The sequence below is a fragment of the Paenibacillus sp. ALE3 genome, from assembly GCF_054113405.1.
The window spans coordinates 4,046,834-4,071,410 of record NZ_CM134214.1 but is presented as its reverse complement, the minus strand read 5'-3'; the positions used below and the strand labels follow the sequence as shown (position 1 = coordinate 4,071,410).

14 protein-coding genes are annotated in these 24,577 nt (G+C 46.6%); 10 read left to right on the top strand and 4 right to left on the bottom strand.

Annotation, left to right across the window (positions count from 1 at the left end; translation table 11 throughout):
* The first annotated feature begins 369 nt into the window (after positions 1 to 369).
* Together ACXHJ2_RS18180 and ACXHJ2_RS18175 are read left to right on the top strand one after the other, a co-directional pair.
* Positions 370 to 1,311, top strand: coding sequence for a copper amine oxidase N-terminal domain-containing protein (locus ACXHJ2_RS18180; protein ID WP_165080261.1), 942 nt, complete (start codon positions 370 to 372; stop codon positions 1,309 to 1,311).
* Positions 1,312 to 1,315: 4 nt separating this feature from the next.
* The gene (locus ACXHJ2_RS18175) at positions 1,316 to 4,600 is read left to right on the top strand and encodes a DUF5704 domain-containing protein (protein ID WP_165080264.1); all 3,285 of its coding nucleotides are present in this window, start codon (positions 1,316 to 1,318) and stop codon (positions 4,598 to 4,600) included.
* Between the two features lie 280 nt (positions 4,601 to 4,880).
* On the opposite strand, the gene ACXHJ2_RS18170 is transcribed toward ACXHJ2_RS18175, so the two are convergent.
* The 3 genes from ACXHJ2_RS18170 to ACXHJ2_RS18160 are packed head-to-tail and all read right to left on the bottom strand — an operon-like array spanning position 4,881 to position 7,694.
* The gene (locus ACXHJ2_RS18170) at positions 4,881 to 5,882 is read right to left on the bottom strand and encodes a DUF5643 domain-containing protein (RefSeq protein WP_165080266.1); all 1,002 of its coding nucleotides are present in this window, start codon (positions 5,880 to 5,882) and stop codon (positions 4,881 to 4,883) included.
* 53 nt (positions 5,883 to 5,935) lie between these two features.
* On the bottom strand, positions 5,936 to 7,138 hold the full coding sequence (locus ACXHJ2_RS18165; protein ID WP_165080268.1) for a DUF4179 domain-containing protein: 1,203 nt from the start codon (positions 7,136 to 7,138) through the stop codon (positions 5,936 to 5,938).
* Positions 7,110 to 7,694, bottom strand: coding sequence for an RNA polymerase sigma factor (locus tag ACXHJ2_RS18160; RefSeq protein WP_165080271.1), 585 nt, complete (start codon positions 7,692 to 7,694; stop codon positions 7,110 to 7,112). Before ACXHJ2_RS18160 ends, ACXHJ2_RS18165 begins: the two co-directional genes overlap by 29 nt.
* Before the next feature lie 369 nt (positions 7,695 to 8,063).
* Between ACXHJ2_RS18160 and ACXHJ2_RS18155 the strand changes: the two genes are divergently transcribed.
* Positions 8,064 to 10,595, top strand: a complete 2,532-nt coding sequence (locus tag ACXHJ2_RS18155) for a rhamnogalacturonan lyase (protein ID WP_165080274.1) — start codon at positions 8,064 to 8,066, stop codon at positions 10,593 to 10,595.
* A 345-nt stretch (positions 10,596 to 10,940) separates the two neighbouring features.
* On the opposite strand, the gene ACXHJ2_RS18150 is transcribed toward ACXHJ2_RS18155, so the two are convergent.
* Positions 10,941 to 11,981 carry a substrate-binding domain-containing protein gene (locus tag ACXHJ2_RS18150; protein WP_165080277.1) on the bottom strand — a complete coding sequence of 347 codons (1,041 nt, stop codon included), beginning with the start codon at positions 11,979 to 11,981 and terminating at the stop codon, positions 10,941 to 10,943.
* Positions 11,982 to 12,493: 512 nt separating this feature from the next.
* Here ACXHJ2_RS18150 and ACXHJ2_RS18145 point away from each other — a divergent pair.
* From ACXHJ2_RS18145 to ACXHJ2_RS18115, 7 genes are all read left to right on the top strand, one after another.
* Complete coding sequence (locus ACXHJ2_RS18145; protein ID WP_165080280.1) at positions 12,494 to 13,456, top strand: ABC transporter permease; 963 nt, start codon at positions 12,494 to 12,496, stop codon at positions 13,454 to 13,456.
* 15 nt (positions 13,457 to 13,471) lie between these two features.
* Positions 13,472 to 14,353, top strand: coding sequence for a carbohydrate ABC transporter permease (locus ACXHJ2_RS18140; RefSeq protein WP_013369666.1), 882 nt, complete (start codon positions 13,472 to 13,474; stop codon positions 14,351 to 14,353).
* 63 nt (positions 14,354 to 14,416) lie between these two features.
* Positions 14,417 to 16,006, top strand: coding sequence for an ABC transporter substrate-binding protein (locus ACXHJ2_RS18135; RefSeq protein WP_165080283.1), 1,590 nt, complete (start codon positions 14,417 to 14,419; stop codon positions 16,004 to 16,006).
* A 26-nt stretch (positions 16,007 to 16,032) separates the two neighbouring features.
* Positions 16,033 to 17,490, top strand: a complete 1,458-nt coding sequence (locus ACXHJ2_RS18130) for a glycoside hydrolase family 32 protein (RefSeq protein WP_165080286.1) — start codon at positions 16,033 to 16,035, stop codon at positions 17,488 to 17,490.
* A 41-nt stretch (positions 17,491 to 17,531) separates the two neighbouring features.
* Entirely contained in the window at positions 17,532 to 20,789 is a 3,258-nt protein-coding gene (locus tag ACXHJ2_RS18125; RefSeq protein ID WP_165080289.1) for a GH32 C-terminal domain-containing protein, read from the top strand.
* 232 nt (positions 20,790 to 21,021) lie between these two features.
* Positions 21,022 to 22,758 (top strand): ABC transporter ATP-binding protein, encoded by a 1,737-nt coding sequence (locus ACXHJ2_RS18120; RefSeq protein ID WP_185156510.1) that lies wholly within the window; start codon positions 21,022 to 21,024, stop codon positions 22,756 to 22,758.
* Complete coding sequence (locus tag ACXHJ2_RS18115; protein ID WP_025675780.1) at positions 22,739 to 24,577, top strand: ABC transporter ATP-binding protein; 1,839 nt, start codon at positions 22,739 to 22,741, stop codon at positions 24,575 to 24,577. Before ACXHJ2_RS18120 ends, ACXHJ2_RS18115 begins: the two co-directional genes overlap by 20 nt.

Here is a 24,577-nt window from a genome sequence, read left to right as displayed (position 1 = left end):
GTAAGAAATATTGGATGATGCTGGAACAATCCATAGGATATGAACTGATATTTTCATAGTTTTTGCGCGTGAAGCACACGGGCTGTTTCTTCCTTCATAGGGGAGAGGCAGCCCTTTTTTGTTGAGATTTTGCGGAAGATATAAGTTAAATAAGGAGGCAATTCTATGATTTAGAGGGAGAGGTTTCTCATAGGAAATGACTTTTAGAGTAGTTATATTAGTTATTTTTCTTATAGATTTTGTAATTGGGAAACCCTATAATATATAAGTTGTATCCAGTATTTTCCGAAAGTGGGGATGCGAACAGTTTATGAGATTAGAGATGATATACATAGTTTGAAAGTTTAAGCAGACAAAGGGGATCGAGAGATGAGTATGAAAAAATGGGTGTTGAGTTTGACCGCAGTCGCGTTGCTATGGGGCGGGACAAGTACGATTCCAACGACGGAGGCGGCAAGTAGCACCAAACCAATTGAAGTCTTATTAAATGCGAAAAAAATACAGTTCCCGGATGCCAAACCTTTTCAGGATGGTAACGATTATGTAATGGTTCCAATCCGGTTTGTATCCGAGGCATTGGGTGCTAAGGTGGGCTGGGAGAAAACAGGCGGCCAATTAGCTGTGTCGATAAAAAATGATGCACATGCCGTTAATATGACAGTGGGGCAAAACACCGCTACCGTGGATGGGCAAACCAAAACGTATGAAACGAAGATTATTTTGAAGCAAAACCGTACTTTTGTGCCGCTGCGGTTAGTGAGTGAGGGTCTGGGGCAAACGGTAGAGTGGGATAAGGTCGGCCGCTGGGTCTGGATTGGGAAGAAGGAAATCGCTGCGTTAGAGGATACAGGGCATCAGGCGGTGAGTATTGAGCCGTATAAGAAACTATTTGCTAAAGACCAAAACTTGCTTAAAAATCGAAAAGGTCAGGAATACACCAAAGCTATGATTTTTAAGTATACTGATCTTCCCATTAAATTACTGCGTAATGTTTATTCAGTTGAGCCTTCATCCTTACAAGGGGTACCATATTTGAAAATCAGAATTAAAACTGCATCTACAGCAAGTCCATTGTTCTATATTACTAAGAACAATGATACAAGATATCGTTATCCTATGGACCAACTAACCCAAGATAACGGGGATGGAACGAAGATGATTTTCTATAAAATTTATTCTTCGGCTGACGAAATATACTATGGAATTAAGGACTATAAATCATTCAAACTTCAAGACGTTCAATACATTGGGTTCTATGGCGGATCCATGGATTACATACCGTTAATGATTAATCCGTGGAAGGAAAATTAACGATATGAAGAATACGAAAAGTATTCTGACCGTATTGCTGGTGGGGGCACTGCTCTTGTTGCAGCTCCCACCTTTTTCTTTTTCCACCGAAAAGGCGGCGGTGGCAGCCGATACAGAAATCACACCGCTGTCTTACTATGCAGACAAGAATGATCGCTACTTTGTCGGGATGATGTACTTCGACATGTGGAAGAACACCGGGGGGACTTGGGTTACTGATGGCGGCAAAGAACCCAATAAGAACATGCAGGGTATGGCAAAATTCACTTATAAATTTAGGTTTCCCGGTCGAAAAATCAAAAAAGTTGAGGCTAGACTGTACACACAAACTGACAACGTTGAATATTTCGAAAATTCCCGGTCAGATAAATATGAGGACTACCAGGATTCAATTAGTGGTGGGCCTAAAGGGGGGACTAAGGAGTCAGATATTCAGCCTCCTCAATACAAGGGGTTGGGAACTGATACTGCTGTTATCCCAATTTCAGTAAATATACGGCTGAATGCTTATAATCCTAGAGATATAAAGCTGGATAGTTGTGCGAATTGTGCCAAGGAAGTAGAAGCATACCGCATCTACCAGCCCATCCTGTTCAAAATCGAACTAGAGAGCGCACTCATCATCAAGCATTTTACAACTGACGGAAAGTCACTTAACAACGTATTTACACCAATAGAAGATGAACTAAAACCTAATCAACCGTATGACTTCATCCCGCCAACCAACCCGAAATATGAATATGTGGGTTACAAGAAGAGCACGACAGGTAAACCGCCAAGCGGAGATATTTTGCCGGGGATTGTACCTGGGTTTACCTACGACGGTTCTTTTGAGCAGTTTACCGCTTATTTGTATTACAAAGAAGCTCAGGGCTGTCCGAAGCCTGGAGAAAGCCAAGAGGGAGCGCCCTCAAGTTGCCAAGATAATGAACAGCCAACGAAAGGTGTTGTCTGCTCCCGTCCCGTTCCAGGTCTGCGCTTGGAAACTGCCGAGTTGGACCCAGTAGTATCTGCCGTGATCAAAGCGGACCAGCGTGGTCGGGAACGATTTGACGTATCCAAAGGTATTCCTACCTCTGAAAGCCTGTATGGTCATGTGCAAGCCAAGAGATACCTTTTTCAACATAAGTTTGTAAACATGACGGGTCAGTGTACATATACGGTGAACGTAAAACGGGAATATCGGTTGACCTGGCGGCCTAAGAAAAAATCTCGGCGGAATGAGACGGTGAAGCGAACTTATACTTACCAAATCGTCCGTCCGTACTCCTATTGGAAGATAGACAATTTGGAGGTATATGGCATTAAAGAGGCTACGCTCCGAAACTATGCGTTACCCAATGAAGCAATCACCCTGCGTCCGCAATCCTATACTCCCCCTTCTTATATTGCGGCGACCCAGGGCAACTTTTATCCGCCCCCTGCACCAGGCACAGTGGATGGAGGTAGTCGTAGCAAAAACGGCGGTAGCAGCAAGCCCAGTGTGCCTGATGATCGCAGTGTACTGAAATCTAAGGCAGAGGAGGCTGTTAAGGAAATCGAAGTGGAGAACGATACTCTGACCTTTGAAAACAAGATCATTATGAATCCAGAGCGCGTCAAGGTAAATGGCCCTAAACCAGGTGTGATTCCCTCTTCTGGAGCGATTGGGGCCGATGTGCTGTACAGTCTGAATCATGTGATTAATAAGCATAAGATGAATAAGCCCAACACGCCCAGCAGTGGTGACATCACTTACGCTATTCTCAAAGGAAATATCAATGGAGGTGCGGATAAAACGTTGCCGATACAGGGGATCAATACAGTGACTGTCCACACTCCCGTAGTGAATCTGTCTACAGTGTCGGATGATGCTGCTCATAATCAGAAAACCCAACCTACGAAGGGACGATCCGCACTTATTTTGGAGCGTCCTTTCCGGGTGACGATTTCGACAGCAGGTCCGCATTTGAATATTCCCGGCTATGGTGATCGGGAGTATGCCAAATATGTACGAATCAAGCAGGTGCGCTTTCCGTTCGATGTGTACAACAAAGGAAAGACGCATTTTTATCCGCGAGGTACCTGGATCGACATTCCGGTGCTACAACTGGACACAGACTTTTATTTGCCCGTATGGGTCGATGAAGGCAATTATACAGTCGAGTTCCGCACCATTGCCGAAAATGCACCGGATGGATTCACCGAGCAGCGCCATGCCAACACGGATCTCGCCCATCATGTTGCCAATGATGTGGTGAATATTGAGGTCATCGGACGGATGTATGATTTTCATATCACGGATATTGCAGATTACCATTGGGAGCGTGTATTTCGACTGCAAAAAGGAAGCCCACTGCATAGCGGCCTGTCCTATTGGACAGGGCTTGGCAATATTGACGGGTTGCCTAGAGGGAACCCGGAGCCCTTCACATTGCCCATTCGCCCCGGCAGTCACCCATTTGAAGGTTACGCAAATGTGGCGGTCAAGACAGGCTATCATTTCAAGTTTGACCTCAAAACCAAAGGCAATATGTTCAGCGCCCGGGATGGAATTCGCATTACCCCTTCATTTTATTGGGTGAGCAAAAATGGGCGACAGCGGGAAGAGGTAGATCTGTATACACATGCAGGCAGTCGAAAATTTATCCGTGTAGGATCGGCGGAGGACCGGGAGAAGCGATATGTTATTTTGAATGAACGACTACGCAATGTCCCTATGGAGGAAATGCAGAATACAGCAGCCTACCAATATCAACATGGACTGAGTGAAGCAGAGCGGAGTCAGTTAACGCTGGAACGTTATGTGGCGCTGTATGCCCAGCGTATCACACGCAGCAAGACCTGGGTTGGACGCTACGACTGGCTGGTGCTGCCTGCGGCTGTACGTACCTTGATCGGTCCAAAGACAGACCTGCCGGAGGGGGTGGATGCCGATCGTGCGAATGCGGCGATTCAGCGCTGGTATGGCGAGTATAGTCTGCCTGCCGATGTGTACGCGGTCACCAAAGGGACGGACTTACGTAATGTAAGCCGAGAGAGGGAGTTAAACGAACATACAGATCTATTCAAGAAGACAGGCTTTATAGTGGTTCGTTTTAATTTGGAATCGCTCCGTCAGGGGGACACCGAGCATCCACATTTGCAATATATCAATGGCCCGCTTTTGAACCAATGGCAACTGGAAGGATATCTCAGAGAGATAAAGGACCCATACGGACACACCTTTCATTTACAGGATGGGGATATAGTATTTTATCATGCAGACCAGTCTAGTCGGGACGACTTCAATTCCTTTGTCCCTCACTAATTAGGAGATATACCAATTATTGGGTAAACTAAACCTATCCTTGACGATGTTGTACAAGCTTGACAAGCTCCTGTGTAGAGCGATCGGTCACTTTCCAGCTTTTTTACCGATGCTCCCTTACTGTGCAGGTGCAATGTGAGCGGATAATTGAAGCCACTTCAGCACTAGTATAACCAGTAGAACCAGTAAAGTAAGCAGGGGAAGGAATGGCTTAACGTAAAGTAAACAAAACGAGCAAGCCTGGATTCTCTTTCAGGCTTGCTCGCTTCTTGCATCGATGTTATTGGGCTGGCACGGGAATGGTCATTTCTAGTTCTTTGATGTATGTTTTATCTCCGTTTTTAAATTTGCCGTCCGCTCCTTTACCTTGACCTATAATACTCCAATTAGTGGGATTGACTGTAAATGTATATGGCTTGATCGTCACATATTGGGGTCTGCTGCCTATAGCACTGTATAGTTCATCAATATGGTACTTCGTTCTAGGCTTGCTGTTTGAAAAGCCGACTTTCCGTTGCTGAAGCGTTTTCCCCTGATCATCTACGATGTCATAATACATCATGGATGGAGCGTATTTTCCTGTCTGCTTGGAAGATGCAGGCACTTGACCTTCGCTATCCAGCACCAGCCGGGTTGTATGGGAGGTAATATCGAGCTGTTTGACTGTATAACTGAAATCCCCACTCTTTTGGGTTTTATTCGGCTTGATACTCACCATATTACCGTCCTTTTTAACAGGGACTTTAAACTCAAAAGGCTTGCTGATTCTGGTAACCCCTACCTGGATAGTCATTTCAAATTCGTCTGGGAGTGAACCCAACTGGTTGTATTCAGCTTCTACGGTGTTCTTTTGAGATACTTTGTCTCCGAACGAGCCAAAGCCTTTAAATGCCTTCCCATCAATCAGAATTTCAGGCCTCTTGATATAGCCCTTCTTTTGATCTTTCTCAGGAACCATATACTTCTTGAGGCTTTTACTGGCCTTGGCATCTACTGGGAGGTACAGGCTCATGACTCCCTCAGGTAAATTTTTGCCTTCACGTTCGATGGAGAAGGACAAGCGTGTGCCATCATAAAACACATCGCCAAGCTTCAGTGTAACTCCGTCCTGCGTTAGGCTCAGATCGGAAGAAGCGGCTTGCGCAGATTTCGCGTCACTAGTGGCTGCTGCAATGGGGGATATGTTTTTTGGTATGGCTGCTCCTGTTCCTATTATCGCGAAAGCCGAAGTTGTAAGTAATACCCGTTTTAGGAATGTTAATTTTAAGTTTGTTTGTTTCATTAGATATGTTCTCCTCTCATGAAATGAAATTCATGTATTGAAAAAATTGGCGATTAGTTATTCAGAGGAATCTTCATTTCGAGTTCCTTGATGTACGTTTTATCTCCTCTTTTAAGCTTTCCATCAGCTCCCTTGCCTTCACCAACAATGCTCCAATCAGCCGGCTTGACGGTCAAGGTGAATGGCTTAATCGTCACGTATTTCGTACCCGGCTTAAGAGCATCATACAGCTCATCCACATGGTATTCTGTCCTAGGCTTGCTGTGGAAATAACCGAATTGGCGCTGCTTAAGCATGTTGCCCTGATCATCTACAATGTCGTAATACATCATTGTTGGCGCATACTCTCCCGTTTGCTCCGGAGAAGCAGGCACTTCACCTTTACTGTCCAGCACCAGACGAGTCGTAGTTGAGGTGGATTTCAGCTCCTTCACGGTATAGCTGAAGCTGCCACTGGTTTTTGTCTCATTCGGCTGGACAGTAATCATGGTGTTGTCTATTTTCACCGGAACCTTGAATTCATAGGGCTCGTCAACACCCGTCATCGAAGTTCTGATCGTCAACTCAAACTCGTCCGGCAGGGAGTCCAACTTCATGAACTCCCCTACGACTGAATTCTTTTTTTCTGGATCATCACCATACGAGTTTAGGTGAGAGTCTATTTTTTTTCCATTAATCAAGACTTCGGGGAAGTATTTAAAGTACCCCTTAAGCTGATCCTTCTCAGGCACTTTATGCTTCTTTAACCATTCCTTATCGTTACTTTCAGTTTTGACATCTGTAGGCAGATAGGGACTCACAGAGCCTTCCGGCATATTCTCGCCTTGACGCTCAATGGAGAAGGACAGGCGTGTACCGTCATACAAAACATCGCTTAATGTCAGCGTAATTCCGTCATGCGTCACACTTTCATTAGGATGACTGAGAATGCCCTTATCTACAGCAGTCTGAATTTCATCCGAGCTCAATCCATAAAAAATACTGCCGATTCCGGGAATTTGCTTGAGTGTGGCCGCCATTGTGGGTGATACAAACCCGGCGCCTACCACTCCTGCCCCTAATATGCCAACTACGGATGCCGCCAGAACAGCCCGTTTTGCAAATTTCGATTTCGTCGTCTTTCTTTGCATGGCTCTTTTTTCAATCTGCTTCATAATTTGATCACTCATACTGCCTCTGGGCATGACTGATTCATTGATCCAATCCTCCAACTGGTCCATTTCGCGTTCATAAGGTGGTGTTGGGCGTTTGTCCATTAACAAGTCCTCCTTTGCTTCTGTGGTCCAGCAGCTTGCGCCGAAGCCGCTCATATTTTTTGCGGATGGTTGCCGACTTCAAACCCATGATGTTGCTAATCTCCTCAAAGCTGTATTGCTCAACAGCCTTCAGTAGCAGAATATGACGCTCTTCCGGTGTAAGATAAGTCAGGAGTTCTTCAATTACGCTTTTATAAGGTGATGCTTGGACGATTGGATTTTGTTCCTTGACTTGTTGAACCAGTCTGAGCCAGCGGCTGTGCTTCTTTTTGATGTTCATTAAGTGATGGTAGGCCATTTTGTATAGCCATGCCGAGAAGCTGGTTTGTCTGCTGTATTGATGAAGATTCTCATAGGCTCTGATGAAAATGTCCTGAACAGCGTCCTCTGTTGCTTCATGATTCTTCAAAATATAGAAGCAGTAGGTGTACATCTGCCGCTCGAATTGTCGAATAATGATTTCGTAAGCCTGCTGTTCACCAGCCTTGACGCGCTCTACGGCCAGCTCAATCTGGCTGTGTTTATCCTGTTGATCCCCGGGGATGGTTGCCTGCAAGAGCTCACCTCCTTGTATTTATGTCTATATAACAATCGCAACGGGGCGTTTTGTGACATCATTTTTGTGAAACCTTGATAGGTATGTATGTTTTGATCACAGCTCGTCCATTTTATCATCTTATGATATTCGGATATGCCCACTTCAACTAACATGGTCGTTTCACGAAATGAACCGTTAGTACGGGGGCTAATGGGGACATTTCAATGGAAACGAACAATAACACGGATTTGTGTAGAGAAATGCACGGATATTTAAACGCGTTTGGAGGAACAGCAAAACTATAATAATAAGGAATTTAAATTATGTAAGCGCAATCATTTTCTGTATTTGCTTGTCATCACAATACAATTGAGGAGGACGAATTGGATGGCTCAAAGGAAAGGCGCATGGCGAAAGGGAACCTTGACCGCCGCGTTGGCAGCAATGCTGGCGATGACGGGTACGACTGGGGGAGTGGCTGCGGAAGACTTGTCCGAACCCACGCTGCAGGCAGAATCATCAATCGCAGTAGAACAGAATCGTAGCGGCAGCATTCAGTTGGAAAAGCTGGATCGCGGAATGGTGGCTGCGGCGACGCAAGAGGGTGTATTTTTAAGCTGGCGGTTATTGGCCCAAGAAGTGAACGGCTACGGTTCAACAGGGCTGACAGGAGCGGACTTTAACGTATACCGTGATGGCAAGAAAATCGCAACGGTGACGGACAGCACCAATTATCTGGATAAGGAAGGAACCGGAAATGCGGTGTACAGGGTCGCTTCAGTCGTTAAAGGGAAAGAGAAGGATCGCAGTGCCAAAGTGAAGCCATGGCAGCAAGGTTATTATGAGCTTCCTCTGCAAAAGCCTGCCGATGGCGTAACACCCGCAGGTGAGTCCTATACGTATTCGGCCAACGATATGAGTGTGGGGGATGTGGACGGAGACGGACAATATGAGTTTTTTGTAAAATGGGACCCATCCAACTCCAAAGATGTATCTCAGAAGGGGTATACCGGAAATACGTATGTCGATGCGTATACGTTCGAGGGCAAGCTGCTCTATCGAATTGACCTCGGTGTGAATATTCGCTCAGGTGCGCACTATACACAGATGATGGTGTATGATTTTGACGGCGATGGTAAAGCCGAGCTGATGTTCAAGACGGCTCCAGGGACCAAAACGATTACTTTTGATAAAAAGGGCAAACCCAAGAAAGAAAAATATATTACCCTGCCCCGTGAGGATCGCAAAGCTGGAATTACACATAAGGATGATTATCGTTTGAGCCGCACGGATTATTATGAGCATGTGGTGAACATGTTTATGAATTGGACGAAGCATGAAGAAGTGGTCAAGGGGCAGTGGCCTGCTACGCTGGAGGAGTGCTTTGGTATTTCTCCAAAGTACAGCTACCCGTTATCCCGAAAGGATGCGGAAAGCCTGACGGATTACTTTATGGATGTGTATGCTCCTGCGCGGAGCGACAAAAACAAGCTGAGAGAATTTGAAGGCTTCATTGTGGATGGGCCGGAGTATTTGACCATTTTCAAAGGAAAAACGGGGACTGAGCTGGAGACGATTCGCTATGAGCCAGAGCGCCATGACGACGGTCTTATGTGGGGAGACTATGCTATGGCCCGGATTGAACCTGCTAACCGCGTGGATCGTTTTCTGGCAGGGGTAGCATATCTGGACGGACGTAAACCATATGCCGTATTTGCACGTGGCTATTATACGCGTTCCACCTTGGTCACTTACACGTGGGATGGTCGTCATCTCCAAAAACATTGGATGGTGGACAGTGGTTGGGCGCCAATGACCAATCCGTTTAATGATAGCCCACACGGACGGGATGGAACGGACCCGAAATTCGGCACTTTGACTACACAAGGAGCACATTCGCTGAGTGTCGCAGACGTGGATGGAGATGGCAAAGACGAAATTGTATATGGCTCCGCCACGATTGACCATGATGGTAGCCTACTGTACAGCTCATTTGATGTTATGCCTCCTGAAAGCGCAATTCCGGGCCAAACCGCCAGATTGGGACACGGCGACGCACTGCATGTGACCGATATTGACCCTGATCGGCCAGGAAAAGAAATCTTTATGGTGCATGAAGGCGGCACCTATGCCCCGTATGGTTATTCGCTGCGGGATGCCAAAACGGGCAAAGTCATCTACGGTGGATATTCCGGCAAGGATACAGGCCGGGGGATGGTTGGGGACGTAGACCCTGAACAGCGAGGACTGGAGACTTGGGCCATAGGCTTGTGGACCGCTGCGGGCAAACAATTGGATACGAAGATGCCGGGTACCAATATGAGTATCAAATGGGCGGCTGATATGACCACACAAATCGTGAACGGGGCGATCGACGTAACCCCAACCATTGAAGATTGGAAACGAGGCACATTACTAACCGCATCAGGCACCAAAACGAACAATTATACCAAAGGAACGCCATCGTTGGTCGCTGACATTTTCGGAGATTGGCGTGAGGAAATGCTTGTCCGTACAGCGGATAGCTCGGCGATTCGTATCTATTTGAGCACCGAGCCCACAACGCATAAATTGTACACGTTGATGCATGACCCGCAGTATCGTGCGGATGTGGCGCGTCAAAATACCGGCTATAACCAGCCGTCCTACACAAGCTTTTACTTTGCATCCGATATGGATTGGGCGAACGTGCCCATTCCCAAGCTCTACACACCAAGAGCCTTGATGAATGAAGAGAGCAGTGACGAAGTGGATGGGGTAGAGGCAACGGAGGTAGATGAAAAAGAAGTCGATGAAATGAAAGTTGAAGAAACGAGCATCGATGAAACGAAAGTTGATGAAACGGAAATAGGAGCGAAGGAAATAGAGGGAGAGTCAGCAACTCCAGTAGTTCCTGTAGTTCCAGCAGAGGGTCTATAAACGACTAGCTGAAGACTAAGACTCTATCTCCGCATCTATCAGTTTAATAGACTTAGAAAAATGGCAAGTCTCTGATGATTTAGAGGCTTGCCATTTTGTATTATTAAAGTTGAAGAGTATAGACGGTTTATCTAAGGTCTGTATGGATGGTTTTTAGAACATCTTCAAAAATAGCAATCTGCTGAAAGCAACGGAGAGGACGGAACGATTGCGAAAAAGCGTCAGGGTCTCCTTTGTATCCAGATTTTTACCACTAAGCTATTCAATAAAATCCAGATACAACGGCGATTGAAGCAACGTTCCGTTCGCGGAGCCTCGCAAGAATACCTCTTTTACACTCACCATCTACTGCAATGTCGGAGTCGATTCTCTAAATATCGGCTCTGTTCTGATATGCGTAATCTGATAAGGTCTGGAAGGATCTTTGACCCGTGCTAATAGCATCTCAGCCGCCGTAATCCCCATTTCGTTGTTGTAGATATGCACGGTGGATAAATGAGGCTCCACAATCCGGGATTCAGGAGCGTTATCAAACCCAAACACAGCAATATCTTCAGGGATTTTTAAGTTTTTATTTTTGAGCGCTTTCATGACACTGACGGCGATAAAATCATTGGCGCATACGAACGCGGACGGAAGCGCGCTCATACCTTCCAATTGTTTATCCATCCAATCTGATTCAGAGAAAAAATTTCGGTCCTGATCAACGATGCAGCAAGATAAATCCACACTTAGGCCTGCTTCGATTAAAGCACGGTTATATCCAACCCACCGCTCGTTGAAGCTTTTGCAATGTTTATAATCCCCAGCAAAACCAATCCGCGCAAATCCACGATCAATCAGGCTTTTGGTAACAGAATAAACGCTATGTTCATTTTCCATCAACAATAAATCCGCTTTCAAATCAAGACAAAAAATGTCCACCGAGCAATCAATAAAGATTGTGGGTAGTCCCAAACTCGTAACGAGCTCACTATACTGTGGATCGAACATTTCAATGCAAATGATTCCGTCAACCTTGGAGGCTTCAAAATTATTAGGAAGTGTTCTCGCTTGGATTTCGTTTTCCCGCACAATATGAATCGACAAATTATACCCTTCTGCACTTATTCTTTTTTCCAGCCCACTGATCAGAAAGGAGCCAAAATGCGAGCTGTTCGGCAGATTGCATGTAAACAGGGCAATGTTACCTTGGTTCTTAGGGATGATGCTGTCTGTTTCCACATAGGCAAATTGCTTATATTTGAGCTCGATCGCTTTTTTAATGACCTTGTTCCGAGTATCAACCGGGATGCTGTCACTACCGTTAATCGCTTTGGAGGCGGTATTTCGGGAGATTCCCAAAGCGTCAGCAATGTCTTGAATGGTGACTTTTTCTTTCTTCATAGACAGGTTCCACCTTCACTTAATAAATGGATTGCCTGAGAGGTACAGTTGCCTCTGCCAGCTCCCCGTTCAGACCTAAAATGTATCCTAAATGTATAATAGTTCGCATAAAATAGCAATGTTAACATTACGAATGACTAAATCATTTTTACATTTGTGAAGTTTGCTTAATAGCCTATATTTATCTTCATCGGATCAAAAAATGAACTGAAATTCAAATTTATATAAACTGGATAAAAAAATGCTCATTAAAACAGAGAGGGAAGATTAGTGCCGTATAAGTGAAGTGGTCATTGTGAATAAGGAAATTTCATATTTGGATTATAGGGTGTGATTATTTTGTTTTTTGTTACAAAGGTTCAAATTGACAATATTATTTTGGTCAAATGTAAATAAATTATTTTACAAAAGTTGTTGACGAATGATAAATCAATTTGGTAAATTGAAGATGAAAATTGTAAGCCTTTTCAAATATGTTGTACAGACGGCTATTACAGATGGGGGGAATGCAAATGGCAAACTTGGCTAAGGCAGCTCAGAGGAATGCCGCACTGGGGGAGCAAAAGTCCATTCGCAGCAAGTTAGACTATATTCGCAAAAACTATTTTCTTTACGTACTGCTGGCGCCTGCACTGATTCTTACGATTCTTTTCAAGTATGTTCCGATGTATGGGGCCATTATTGCATTCAAGGATTTTAGCCCGCTTAAAGGGATATGGGGAAGTGACTGGGTTGGACTAAAATACTTCACTAAATTTTTAGACTCGCCCAATTTTACGGATATTTTCCTCAATACGCTGAAACTGAGCTTCTATGGACTTGTACTCGGATTTCCTGTACCGATCCTGTTGGCGGTCATGCTGAATCAAATCCGCAAGGCGGGATTGAAAAAGAATATCCAGCTTGTTTTGTACGCCCCTAATTTTATTTCGGTCGTTGTCATCGTGGGTATGCTGTTTATTTTCTTGTCCCCGACAGGGCCCCTGAATCAAATCATTGCGTCGGTGACCGGCAACCGTGTGATCTTTATGACAGAGCCTGAATATTTTCGCTGGATTTATATCCTGTCTGGAATTTGGCAGGGGGCGGGGTGGTCTTCAATCATTTATGTAGCTGCGCTAGCTAATGTTGATCCCGAGCTGCATAATGCAGCAAGTCTGGACGGAGCCAACCTGCTTCAGCGCATATGGCATATTGATTTGCCGACGATTAAACCCATTATGGCGATTGTTTTTATCTTGGCAGCAGGAGGAATCATGTCGATCGGGTTTGAGAAGGCGTATCTCATGCAGACATCCATGAACTTGCCTACTTCTGAAATCATTCCTACCTATGTGTATAAAGTCGGCTTGCAATCCGGTAATTACGCCTATTCTGCAGCGGTCGGGCTGTTCAATTCGGTGATTAATGTGGTTTTGCTGCTGACCGTTAACTTTATCGTCAAGAAGCTCAATGAGGGAGAAGGGCTTTATTAGGAAAGGAGCCTCTTTATGCATGTCAAACATTCCAATCTGGACCGCTTCATCCTAGGTGTGAATTATATTGTACTCACTCTGGCTGTATTGATTATCGTAGTTCCCTTAGGTTATATCGTCATAGCATCGTTTATGGACCCGACCGTTTTGTTAAGCAAAGGGCTATCCTTCCGTATTTCGGATTGGAGTGTGGAGGGATATCGGAAAATTTTGTCCAACCCGGCGATGCTCCGTGGATTTGCCAATTCGGTGTTCTATTCTTCATGCTTTGCCTTGATCTCTGTGACGGTTTCGATTTGTGCTGGCTATGCCTTATCGGTGAACAGCTTGGTAGGGCGGAATTTCTTTATGACATTGTTTATCATCACCATGTTTTTCAGTGGAGGGCTGATTCCAACTTACCTGCTGGTCAAAAATTTAGGGATGCTGGATACCGTATGGGCCATTCTTCTTCCCGGTGCAATCAATGTGTGGGATCTGATTTTGGCACGAACGTTCTTTAAAGGTGTACCCAATGAATTAAAAGAAGCTGCCAACGTGGACGGAGCCTCGGACTGGACAATATTTTTCAGAATCGTGCTCCCGCTGTCCAAACCCATTATTTTTGTCATTGCGCTATATGCCTTTGTCGGTCAGTGGAATTCTTATTTTGATGCCATGATTTATCTGGATAATGCACAGCTGCATCCACTTCAATTGGTGTTGAGATCGATCCTGATCCAAAATCAGACGATGCCTGGCATGATTAGTGATCAATTAGCAATGGCAGAACTGAAACGTCTTTCGGAAATGATCAAATATTCATCAATTGTCATCTCCAGTCTTCCGCTACTTGTGATGTATCCCTTTTTCCAAAAGTATTTTGAAAAGGGCGTTATGGTCGGCTCCTTAAAATAAAAGATGCCGCGAACTTCATTTGCTACACGTGCATTTTACCTTTATCCGATGGAGGTCATCCAGATGAAAATAGTCAAAACTGCCTCATTTGCCGCACTGGCGGCGATCTTAGTTCTTTCCGGCTGCGGCAGCAGCAATTCCTCTAATGAGAGCGATGCAACAGATGTGAATGGAAAAGTGACGCTCAACTTTTTAACCCAAAGCTCTCCACTCGCTCCGGCAGACCCGAACGACAAGCTGATCAACAAACGGCTGGAAGAAAAAACAAGCATTCATATCCGTTGGAAAAATTTTACCAGTGACCAGTTTGTGGAAAAGAGAAATCTGGCTATTGCCAGCGGTGATTTGCCAGATGCAGTGTTCGATGCGGGCTACTCGGATTACGACTTACTCAAGCTGGCCAAAGACGGTGTCATTATTCCGGTGGAGGATTTGATTGAACAACATATGCCGAATTTTAAAAAGGTATTGGAGCAATCCCCGGAATATAAAGCGATGTTGACTGCGCCGGATGGACATATTTATTCCTTTCCGTGGATTGAAGAATTGGGAACAGGAAAAGAAGCGATCCAGTCCGTAGATGATTTGCCGTGGATTAATGTAGAGTGGCTGAACAAGCTGGGCTTGTCCATGCCGACAACAACCGAAGAGCTGAAGCAAGTCTTGATTGCCTTTAAAACAAAGGACCCCAACGGCAACGGGCAGGCGGACGAGATTCCGTTATCGTTTATAGATAAACCCGGCGGCGAGGATTTGGCCTTTTTATACGGGGCGTTTGGGCTTGGAGAGAACTGGGATCATACAGTAGTGACGAACGATGGGAAAGTCGTTTTTACGGCAGCGGATAACGGATATAAGGAAGCCATCAAATATATTCATGATTTATACAAGGAAGGGCTGGTGGACATAGAGTCTTCCCAGCAGGATTGGAACACTTATCTGGCCAAAGGGAAGGATCACCGCTATGGTCTGTACTTTACATGGGATAAGGCTAATATTACAGGCCCGAATAAAAAATACGATCTCATGCCGCCGCTGGCTGGACCGGATGGACGTGTGAATGTTACACGGACGAATGGCATCGGCTTCGATCGCGGGCGCATGGTGATCACCAGTGCTAATAAGAAGCTGGAAGCGACCGCCAAGTGGATTGACCAGCTGTATGATCCGATCCAGTCCATACAGAACAACTGGGGAACTTATGGGGATACGAAGCAGAAAAATATCTTTGAGTATGATGAGGCAAAGGGAATGTTGAAGCATCTGCCGCTGGAAGGCTCGGCTCCGGTGGAAATCAGACAAAAGACGAACATTGGCGGACCGTTAGCTGTATTGGATGAATACTACGGAAAATACACAACCCAGCCAGAAGATGCCACATGGCGATTGGGTTTGCTCAAAAAGGTGATGGTTCCCCATATGCAAGCAGATCATAATTACCCTAAGGTGTTTTTCTCTATAGATGAGCTGGACCGCTTATCGACCATTGAAACCGATCTATTCGCCTACGTTCTCCGCAAACGTACGGAATGGTACCAGAATGGCAAGGTCGAAGAGGAGTGGCCGGAATATTTGCAGGAACTGAACAGTCTGGGATTACAGGAATGGTTGCAAATCAAACAGGCGGGCTATGACAGAAACGCAAGTAAATGATTCTTTTTTCGAGGGAGATGGAATATATGAACGTTGTTAGGCAAGAGAAATACCGCCCATCCTATCACTTTTCACCGAAAAACGGATGGATGAATGATCCGAACGGAATGGTTTATTTTGAAGGACGTTATCATTTGTTTTATCAGCATCATCCATTCGGCACAACGTGGGGTCCTATGCATTGGGGGCATGCGGTCAGTACTGATTTGGTGAACTGGGAGGAGCGGCCGATTGCTTTGGAGCCGGATGGGCTAGGAACGATTTTTTCCGGGAGCGCCGTGGTGGATGAGCAGGATACGTCCGGTTTTTTTGAAGGCAAGCCGGGTTTGGTAGCTATTTACACTCATCATTATTCGCTTCCAAACACGGATCAGATACGCCAATACCAGAGCCTCGCCTATAGTACAGATTCAGGTGAAAGCTGGATTAAATATGCGGGCAACCCTGTGCTGGAAGATGAGCATTGCGTTGATTTTCGTGACCCCAAAGTGTTCTGGCATGAGCCTACAGGGCAGTGGGTGATGGTGCTGGCCTGTGGTCAGACGGTTCGAATCTATCATTCTCCGAATCTGAAGGAATGGGTGTTTGCCAGTGAATTTGGACACGGCATAGGTAGCCATGACGGGGTGTGGGAATGTCCGGATTTATTTCCGTTATGGGTTGATGGGGAGAGGTCACAGGTAAAGTGGGTTATGCTCGTAAGTATCGGTGATCATCCGGAGATTCGGGAAGGGTCGAGAACACAGTATTTTACGGGTGAATTTGATGGGACGACATTTGTGGCGGATGTGGAAAGTGAAGGAGTCCGCTGGCTTGATTATGGCAGAGATAACTACGCAGGTGTGTGCTGGTCGGATATCCCGGCAGAGGACGGACGACGCCTGTTTATGGGCTGGATGAGCAACTGGAGATATGCTAATCAGACCCCGACGGAACGCTGGAGAGGTGCCATGTCCATTCCGCGTGAACTCGCACTGGAAACGAGAAAGGGCACAGTGGCACTTATTCAGCGCCCTGTTCGGGAACTGGAGGGATTAAGAACTCCTGTCCTGTCACTCACAGAGCCATCTTGGGAGGAAGTGCGGAACGCATTGTCTGCTTTGCAACTGGATTGCTACGAACTTGTGGCTGAATTTGCAACTACCGGAGACTTTGGCTTTAAGGTGCGGGTATCGGATGAACAAGAGACACTCGTCGGTTATACTTCCGCCACGCAGGAAGTATACGTCGACCGGACACGGTCAGGCTGTTCGGATTTTCATGAAGACTTTGCAGTCAGACATGGGACCTCACTAGGAATCTTACCAGATCGAATGGACATCCGCCTCTATGTGGATCGCTCGTCTATTGAAGTGTTTTTCGATCGCGGACAGGTAGCCATTACCGATTTAATATTTCCTGACGCAGAAGCTAAGGGGCTTGAAATATTCCCATCGGAAGAGCAGGTCACTTTATTTTCGCTGGAGCTTTATGCGCTGAAATGAGATTTTCTTCATAATCCATACTGGAAGGTAGGAAATTGGCGATGAGGATAAAGCTCACAAACACGCGAACGAACCTGACGGACTGGCAGATTAAAGGACAGGGACATATTGAAGATAACGTTCAGGGACTGTTGCTAAGATCGGAGCCACAGGAAAATGTGCTGGCTATGTCTGCAACCATGTCTGAGGATTTTACTTTTGAAGCAGATGTAATGGTCACAGACCTACAGGCGGATGCTGCCCTAGTATTTCGTTCCAGTAGGGATGGATGTTTTTCCTATATGCTTCAAATTGTGCCGTCCGCCGGGTTGGTGCGGCTACGGGATGCTGCTGGAGATATCGAAAGGCTCAAAGAGGAACGGCCAGTAGAATTACAAAAAGGGGATATTTACCATCTAAGGGTGAAGGTGGAAGGTCCTCATCTTAAAGTGTACTGGGATGAAGGATATCACCCGATTATAGATGTGGTCGATACGACGTATGCATCAGGATATTTGGGACTGAATGTCTGGAATGGGGCGGCATTATTTCAGAACATTCAAGTCAGTGATATGGATACGAATGTAGGTGAACTGCTTTTGATCCGTGGGAAATGGCAACCGGACCTAAAAGGGCAGAGAGCCGAGGAAACAAGTATGGAAGGTGCGCTCAAAATATACGATACCGCAGCTGCTGACCTGGTGATGGAAGGCAGTGTGACGCTGAATTCTTCTCAACCGGGAATGGAAGCGGGACTATTTTTCAGAGGGAATCAGAAGGGAACAAAGGGTTATGTTACTTCTGTGCAAGGTGAGGGTCATCAGGTTCGGATACATCTGAAAAAGGCGAACGGAACGTTGGTTGCAAGCTCGGCTATGCCGTATCTGGATACATTGGGCAGTAAACACAGTTTGGAAATCATCGCACATGGAGAGCGGATTCGCGTGTTTGTAGATGGCTACACGCCTGCGGCGATTGACATCGTGGATAACAGTTATTCCAGTGGTTTTATAGGTATAAAGGCAACTGGGGGAACGGCTTATTTTCAGGATATCTACCTTACCCCTGTCTCGAATTACTATACCGAAAAATATCGTCCGCAGTATCATTATTCTCCTGCCAGAGGTTCAGCCAGTGATCCGAACGGATTGGTTTATTTCGAGGGGGAATATCACCTGTTCCATCAGGATGGTGGACAGTGGGCACATGCGGTCAGTGTGGATTTGCTGAATTGGAGAAGGCTTCCTTTGGCATTAAAGTGGAATGATTTGGGCCATATCTGGTCCGGCTCGGCTGTAGCTGATCTCACCAATACTTCCGGCTTGTTCAGCGACTATGGCGGGAAAGGGCTGGTTGCTTATTACACCTCCTATAATCCCGATCAGCCCAGGGGAAACCAGAGAATTGGCCTTGCTTACAGCACAGACCGGGGACGGACATGGCAATACTCAGAAGACCGTTCGATTGTAATAGAGAATCCGGGCCAAAGTGAAAACGATCCTGGCAACTGGGATTTTCGTGATCCGAAAGTAGTATGGGATGAAGCGCATCAGCGCTGGATTATGGTCGTGTCGGGAGGTGACCATATCCGTTTCTTTACCTCCGCCAATTTATTAGATTGGAGCTGGACGGATAACTTTGGCTACGGTGATTATATACGGGGTGGGGTATGGGAGTGCCCTGATTTATTCCCGCTTCTGGTAGACGAAGGCAACACCTCTAAATGGGTGCTGATGATTAGCACTGGAGCCAGCACGAACACTCAAGGCTCGGATGCGGAATATTTTATCGGTGAACTGACGTCTGATGGCAAATTTCAAAATGATCTTCCGCCGGGGAAGGTGTTGAAAACCGATTGGGGCAAGGAATTCTATGCCTCGATGTCCTTCACCAATGTACCCGGCGGGCGGCGTATCAAGCTGGCATGGATGACGAATTGGGACTACCCGTTCAGCTTTCCGACTTCGCCCTGGAAGGGGCAGTTCAGCATCCCGAGGGAGTTATCGCTAAAAACGACCCGTGAAGGTATCCGCTTGATACAGCATCCGATATCCGAACTGACTTCGCTGCGTTCCCATTTATTTTCACTAGACCATGAGAGTATCACGGAATCTTCTCCGAATATACTGGAAGGCTTGAATGCGGGGGCCTATGAGATTGAAGCAGAGTTCGAATTCCCTTCCGTTGGGATGGCATCGACTTTTGGATTTTACGTACGGGAAGGCGGTGAGCAAAGAACGGCAGTCGGCTATAAAACAGATGTACAACAGATGTTTGTAAACCGTGCTGATTCAGGGCTTGCCGATTTCTCTCCCCTGTTTTCAACGTTTCATGAAGCATCGCTGGCACCCGTCGGGAATCGGATTCAAATGCGTATATTTGTGGACGAATCCTCAGTTGAGGTGTTTGGTAATCATGGGGAAGTCGTATTTTCTGATCTCATTTTTCCAGATTCGGCGCGTAGAGGGATGAGCTTCTATACCCAAGGTGGTGAAGTAAAAGTTGTTTCTCTTCGAGTGTATGCGCTACGCAATAGCTGGAGGGTTACAGAGGCTTCACCCATCAGACTGATGATGGATTACACTCAGCTGGAGCTTGCGGAAGGACAGTCGAAACGTCTGTATGCGAGTGTGGAGGACCATTCCGGGAGAAAAGGACATTTGCTGAATTGGGAATCCAGCAATCCCGCAGTCGTCAAGGTAATCGTGTCAAATGAGGGTAGCGCGATCGTTGAGGCACTTTCCCTTGGAGAAGCCGTTGTTACAGCCTCCATCCCGGGAGATACGGTAAGAGCAAGTACCTCTGTTACCGTACACGGCGGGATGTTTTATACCAACCTTTCAGGTTGGAAGCCGGATGTCTCTGCGTCCCGCTGGATGGTGACGGCAGATGGTATGCGCGGAAGCTATATCAGTGATGCGAATTATATGGCTTCTGAACAGGCGAAAGATTTTACGTATGAGGCTGATATGAAGCTGCATGGAAATGGGAGTGCTGGCTCCATGATTTTCCGTGCCAATGCGGACGGGTCGAGTGGCTATTATTTGAATTTGGATCCGAACATGAAATCCATTCGCCTTTTTTATAAAAAAGAAGGGCGATTCGAGGAACAACAGGTGCTGACCAAGGTTCCAAGATTTGTACTTCCGGGAGTAACCTATCATATCAAAATCCAAGCAAAAGGATTACGCCTTCGTATAGAGATAGACGATGAACAGGTAATCGACTTGGAAGATGGTACGTTTGCCGCAGGGCATTTTGGCATTAATGTATTTGGAGGGCAAGCTTTTTACCAAAATGTAAGGGTCGAAAAAGTCTGATTTGAATTTCGTATTTTTGAAAGAGAGCTGTATTTTACGAGCTCTCTTTTTTGCGTCTTTTTTAGCCGGAGCCTGCAAATTGCTGGTTAAACGAAGACCTGCAGGAGGGTATAATAAAATATAGTGCTATATAAAGTGCGTATATATGGTGTTACAGCAGGTTTTGATTGATATAACCATTAGACGCTGATCTGGAAGGACGGCTAAGGCAATTGGAGGAATGCTTGTGGGGATGATGTTCTCTTTTCTAAAAAAATATCGGGTTCCAGCCATCGCGGCGCTCGTGATGATGTTGCTGGAATTGACGGTAGAGTTATCGCAGCCGTATTTGATCTCCAAAATTATAGATGAGGGCATTCGGCAGCAGGATTTGCCTGTCGTCTGGTTATGGGGCGGTGTACTGGTGGGCAGTGCCGTTATCGCTTTTATGGCAGGGATATCGAGCTCCTTTTTTGCTTCGCATGCAAGTCAGGGTTTTGGCTATGATGTGCGGGAAAAGCTGTATCAAAAGGTGCAATCCTTTTCCTATCCGGTATTCAAACGGTTTGCTACTTCGTCGCTGATTACGCGCCTGACGGGAGATGTCACGCAAGTACAAGATACGGTGTTTATGAGCTTGCGATTTATGACACGGGTTCCGTTGGTGGTCATCGGCAGTATTGTGATGGCCTTGATTGTACATTTTAGGCTTGGGCTGCTACTGGCGGTTATGGCCCCGGTGCTGTTCGTATTTGTGCTGGTGACGATGCGGAGGACTGTCACTTTGTTTAAGGGTGTCCAGCGGCGCTTGGATGATGTTAATGGAGTAATTCAGGAGAATCTGACAGGCATTCGGCTTATCCGGGTTTTTGTGCGGATGCGGCATGAAATTGAACGCTTTGCCCATTATGGAAGCGAATTGATGAAAGGGACGGTGTCCGCTTTACGCTGGACAGAAACGACGATGCCGTTCATTTTGTTTACGATGAATGCAGGGATCATTGCAGTACTTTGGTTTGGGCGCGGTCAAATTTTCACTGGAGATGCCAGTGTAGGACAGGTGGTGGCAGTCGTCAATTATTCCCTGCGGACGATTGGAGCTTTGTCTGCCTTGTCCGGTATCGTTGTGGTATTTTCCCGGGCTACTGCATCCACAGGACGGATTCGAGAGGTTTTGGAAACACCTAATGAAGAGGGGCGTGAGCTGGAGGCTGTTCCAACACCTAACATACGGATTGAGGGACAGGTGGAAATGGATGGGGTGAGCTTTCATTATCCGGGCAGTGATTTGGCTGTATTAAAGGATATATTCTTTAAGGCACGGCCGGGTGAGCGGATCGCTATTATGGGAGCTACTGGTTCGGGCAAATCCTCACTTGTACAGTTGATTACACGTCTGTATGAAGAAGATGAAGGTCATGTGCGCTTTGACGGAAAGGACGCTCGTGAATTGGATGGTTCCATACTACGTGAGGCGATTGGCTATGTCCCTCAAGAGGTATTGCTATTCACTGGCTCGATTCGGGATAATATTGCCTGGGGGCTGGAGCATGCCAGTCTGGAGCAGATTCAGGAAGCCGCGCGCATGGCGCAAATCCATCATATGATTGAACGCTTGCCACAAGGCTATGACACCATGCTCGGACAGCGTGGCGTTAATCTGTCTGGCGGACAGAAGCAGCGGCTGTCGATTGCCCGCGCACTGGTGCGCCAGCCGGCAGTGCTGATTCTGGACGATAGCACAAGTGCGCTGGACGTGGGGACGGAAACAGCATTGCTGAATGCACTTGATGGCCTGTCCTGCACGACATTTCTCATCACGCAGAAGATCAGCTCAACTGCATCAGCAGATCAGATTTTACTGCTGGATGAGGGGCGTCTGATCGCAAGTGGAAGTCATAAGCATCTCATGGATAGCTCGGATCTGTACCGGCGTATCTATGAATCACAATACGGAAAGGAGGAGTCGCATGTTCAAGGAACTCATTGAACCGTTCCGTCAGTCTACACCAGAATCCGGTGTGTTGCGAAATCCGGCAGGTGCTGAGGGACGAAGCAAGGCCAAAGCGAAGAACTGGTCTGGCACGGTAGGGCGAATATGGGCTTATCTGGCCCGTCGCAAGGCCAAGCTAATGCTGGTACTGTTCATGGTGTTGCTCAGCTCCGGGCTGTCGCTGCTGGGACCATATTTGGTTGGCGTAGCGGTGGATGATTTTCTCGAAGGTCCGGGTGGACGCACGTGGATTTATTTTCTCATAGGTTTAGGGGCTGTATATTTACTGAACTCGCTGACCTCCTGGCTGCAAAATATCTGGATGATTGAGATTGCCCAAGAGACGGTATACCGCATGCGTTTCGATCTGTTTTCACATTTGCATCGACTCCCCATTCCTTTCTACGGCAAACGTCAGCAGGGAGAAATTATGAGTCGTCTGACCAATGATATCGAAAATGTCAGTTCTACGCTGAACAGCTCGGCCATTCAGATTTTTTCAAGCATATTGACGCTCATCGGTACACTCACAGTGATGCTGTGGTTAAGCCCGTTGATGACTCTGCTAACCTTTATCGTGGTGCCGTTAATGGCAGCCGGGATGCGCTGGATTACACGCCGCACCGGGCCTTTATATAAGGAACGACAGAAGAACTTGGGCGAACTGAACGGATACATCGAAGAAACGCTGTCCGGTCAGCAGATTATTAAGGCATTTTCACAGGAGAAGAGGGTTATTCGTGATTTTCGTGAGCGTAATGACCGTATTCGGCTGTCAGGTTTCTGGGCACAAACGATTTCAGGCTTTATCCCTAAGCTGATGAACGGACTGAATAATCTCAGCTTTGCTATTGTAGCAGGGATCGGTGGCATTTTGGCCATTCGCGGCTCGATTACGATAGGAACGATTATCGTATTTGTAGAATATGCTCGCCAGTTCACTAGGCCGCTGAACGATTTGGCTAACCAGTGGAATACACTGTTGTCCGCTATTGCCGGCGCTGAGCGCGTATTTGAAATATTGGACGAAGATGAAGAGTCCAAGGATGAACGTGGCGCAGTAAAGCTGAAGCATGTAGAGGGAGCTGTGCGGTTTACGGATGTTTCCTTTGGTTATGATGAGGGCAGCGCTACGCTAGAAGCGATCTCTTTTGAAGCTAAACCTGGTGAGATGATCGCGCTGGTCGGCCCGACCGGAGCAGGAAAAACGACACTGATCCAGCTTCTTTCCAGGTTCTATAGCCCAGACAAGGGAACGATTACACTGGACGGGCGTGACATTACTACCATAGAGCGTGAAAGCTTGCGCTCCCGTATGGCGTTTGTGCTACAGGACACCTTCCTGTTTCAAGGGACCATTCGTGAAAATATCCGCTTCGGCAGGCTGGATGCCACTGATGAGGAGGTTGAACAAGCATCGAAGCTGGCCAACGCCCACTCTTTTATCATGCGGATGAAGGACGGGTACGACAAGGTGCTGGAAGCGAACGGCAGCGGTATCAGCCAAGGTCAAAAGCAGCTGCTGGCGATTGCCCGTGCGATTTTGGCCAACCCTTCCATCCTGGTACTCGACGAGGCGACCAGCAGTATCGACACCATTACCGAGATGAAAATCCAGGAAGGACTGGAACGGCTCATGCAGGGCCGAACAAGTTTCGTTATTGCGCATCGGTTGAATACCATTCGTCAGGCTGACCGGATTTTGGTCTTAAAGGACGGCCGTCTGGACGAGCAAGGCTCCCATGAGGAGTTGCTGGCTCACAAAGGCTTTTATAGTGATTTATATTATGGTCAGTTGAGAAAACAAAGCTCATAA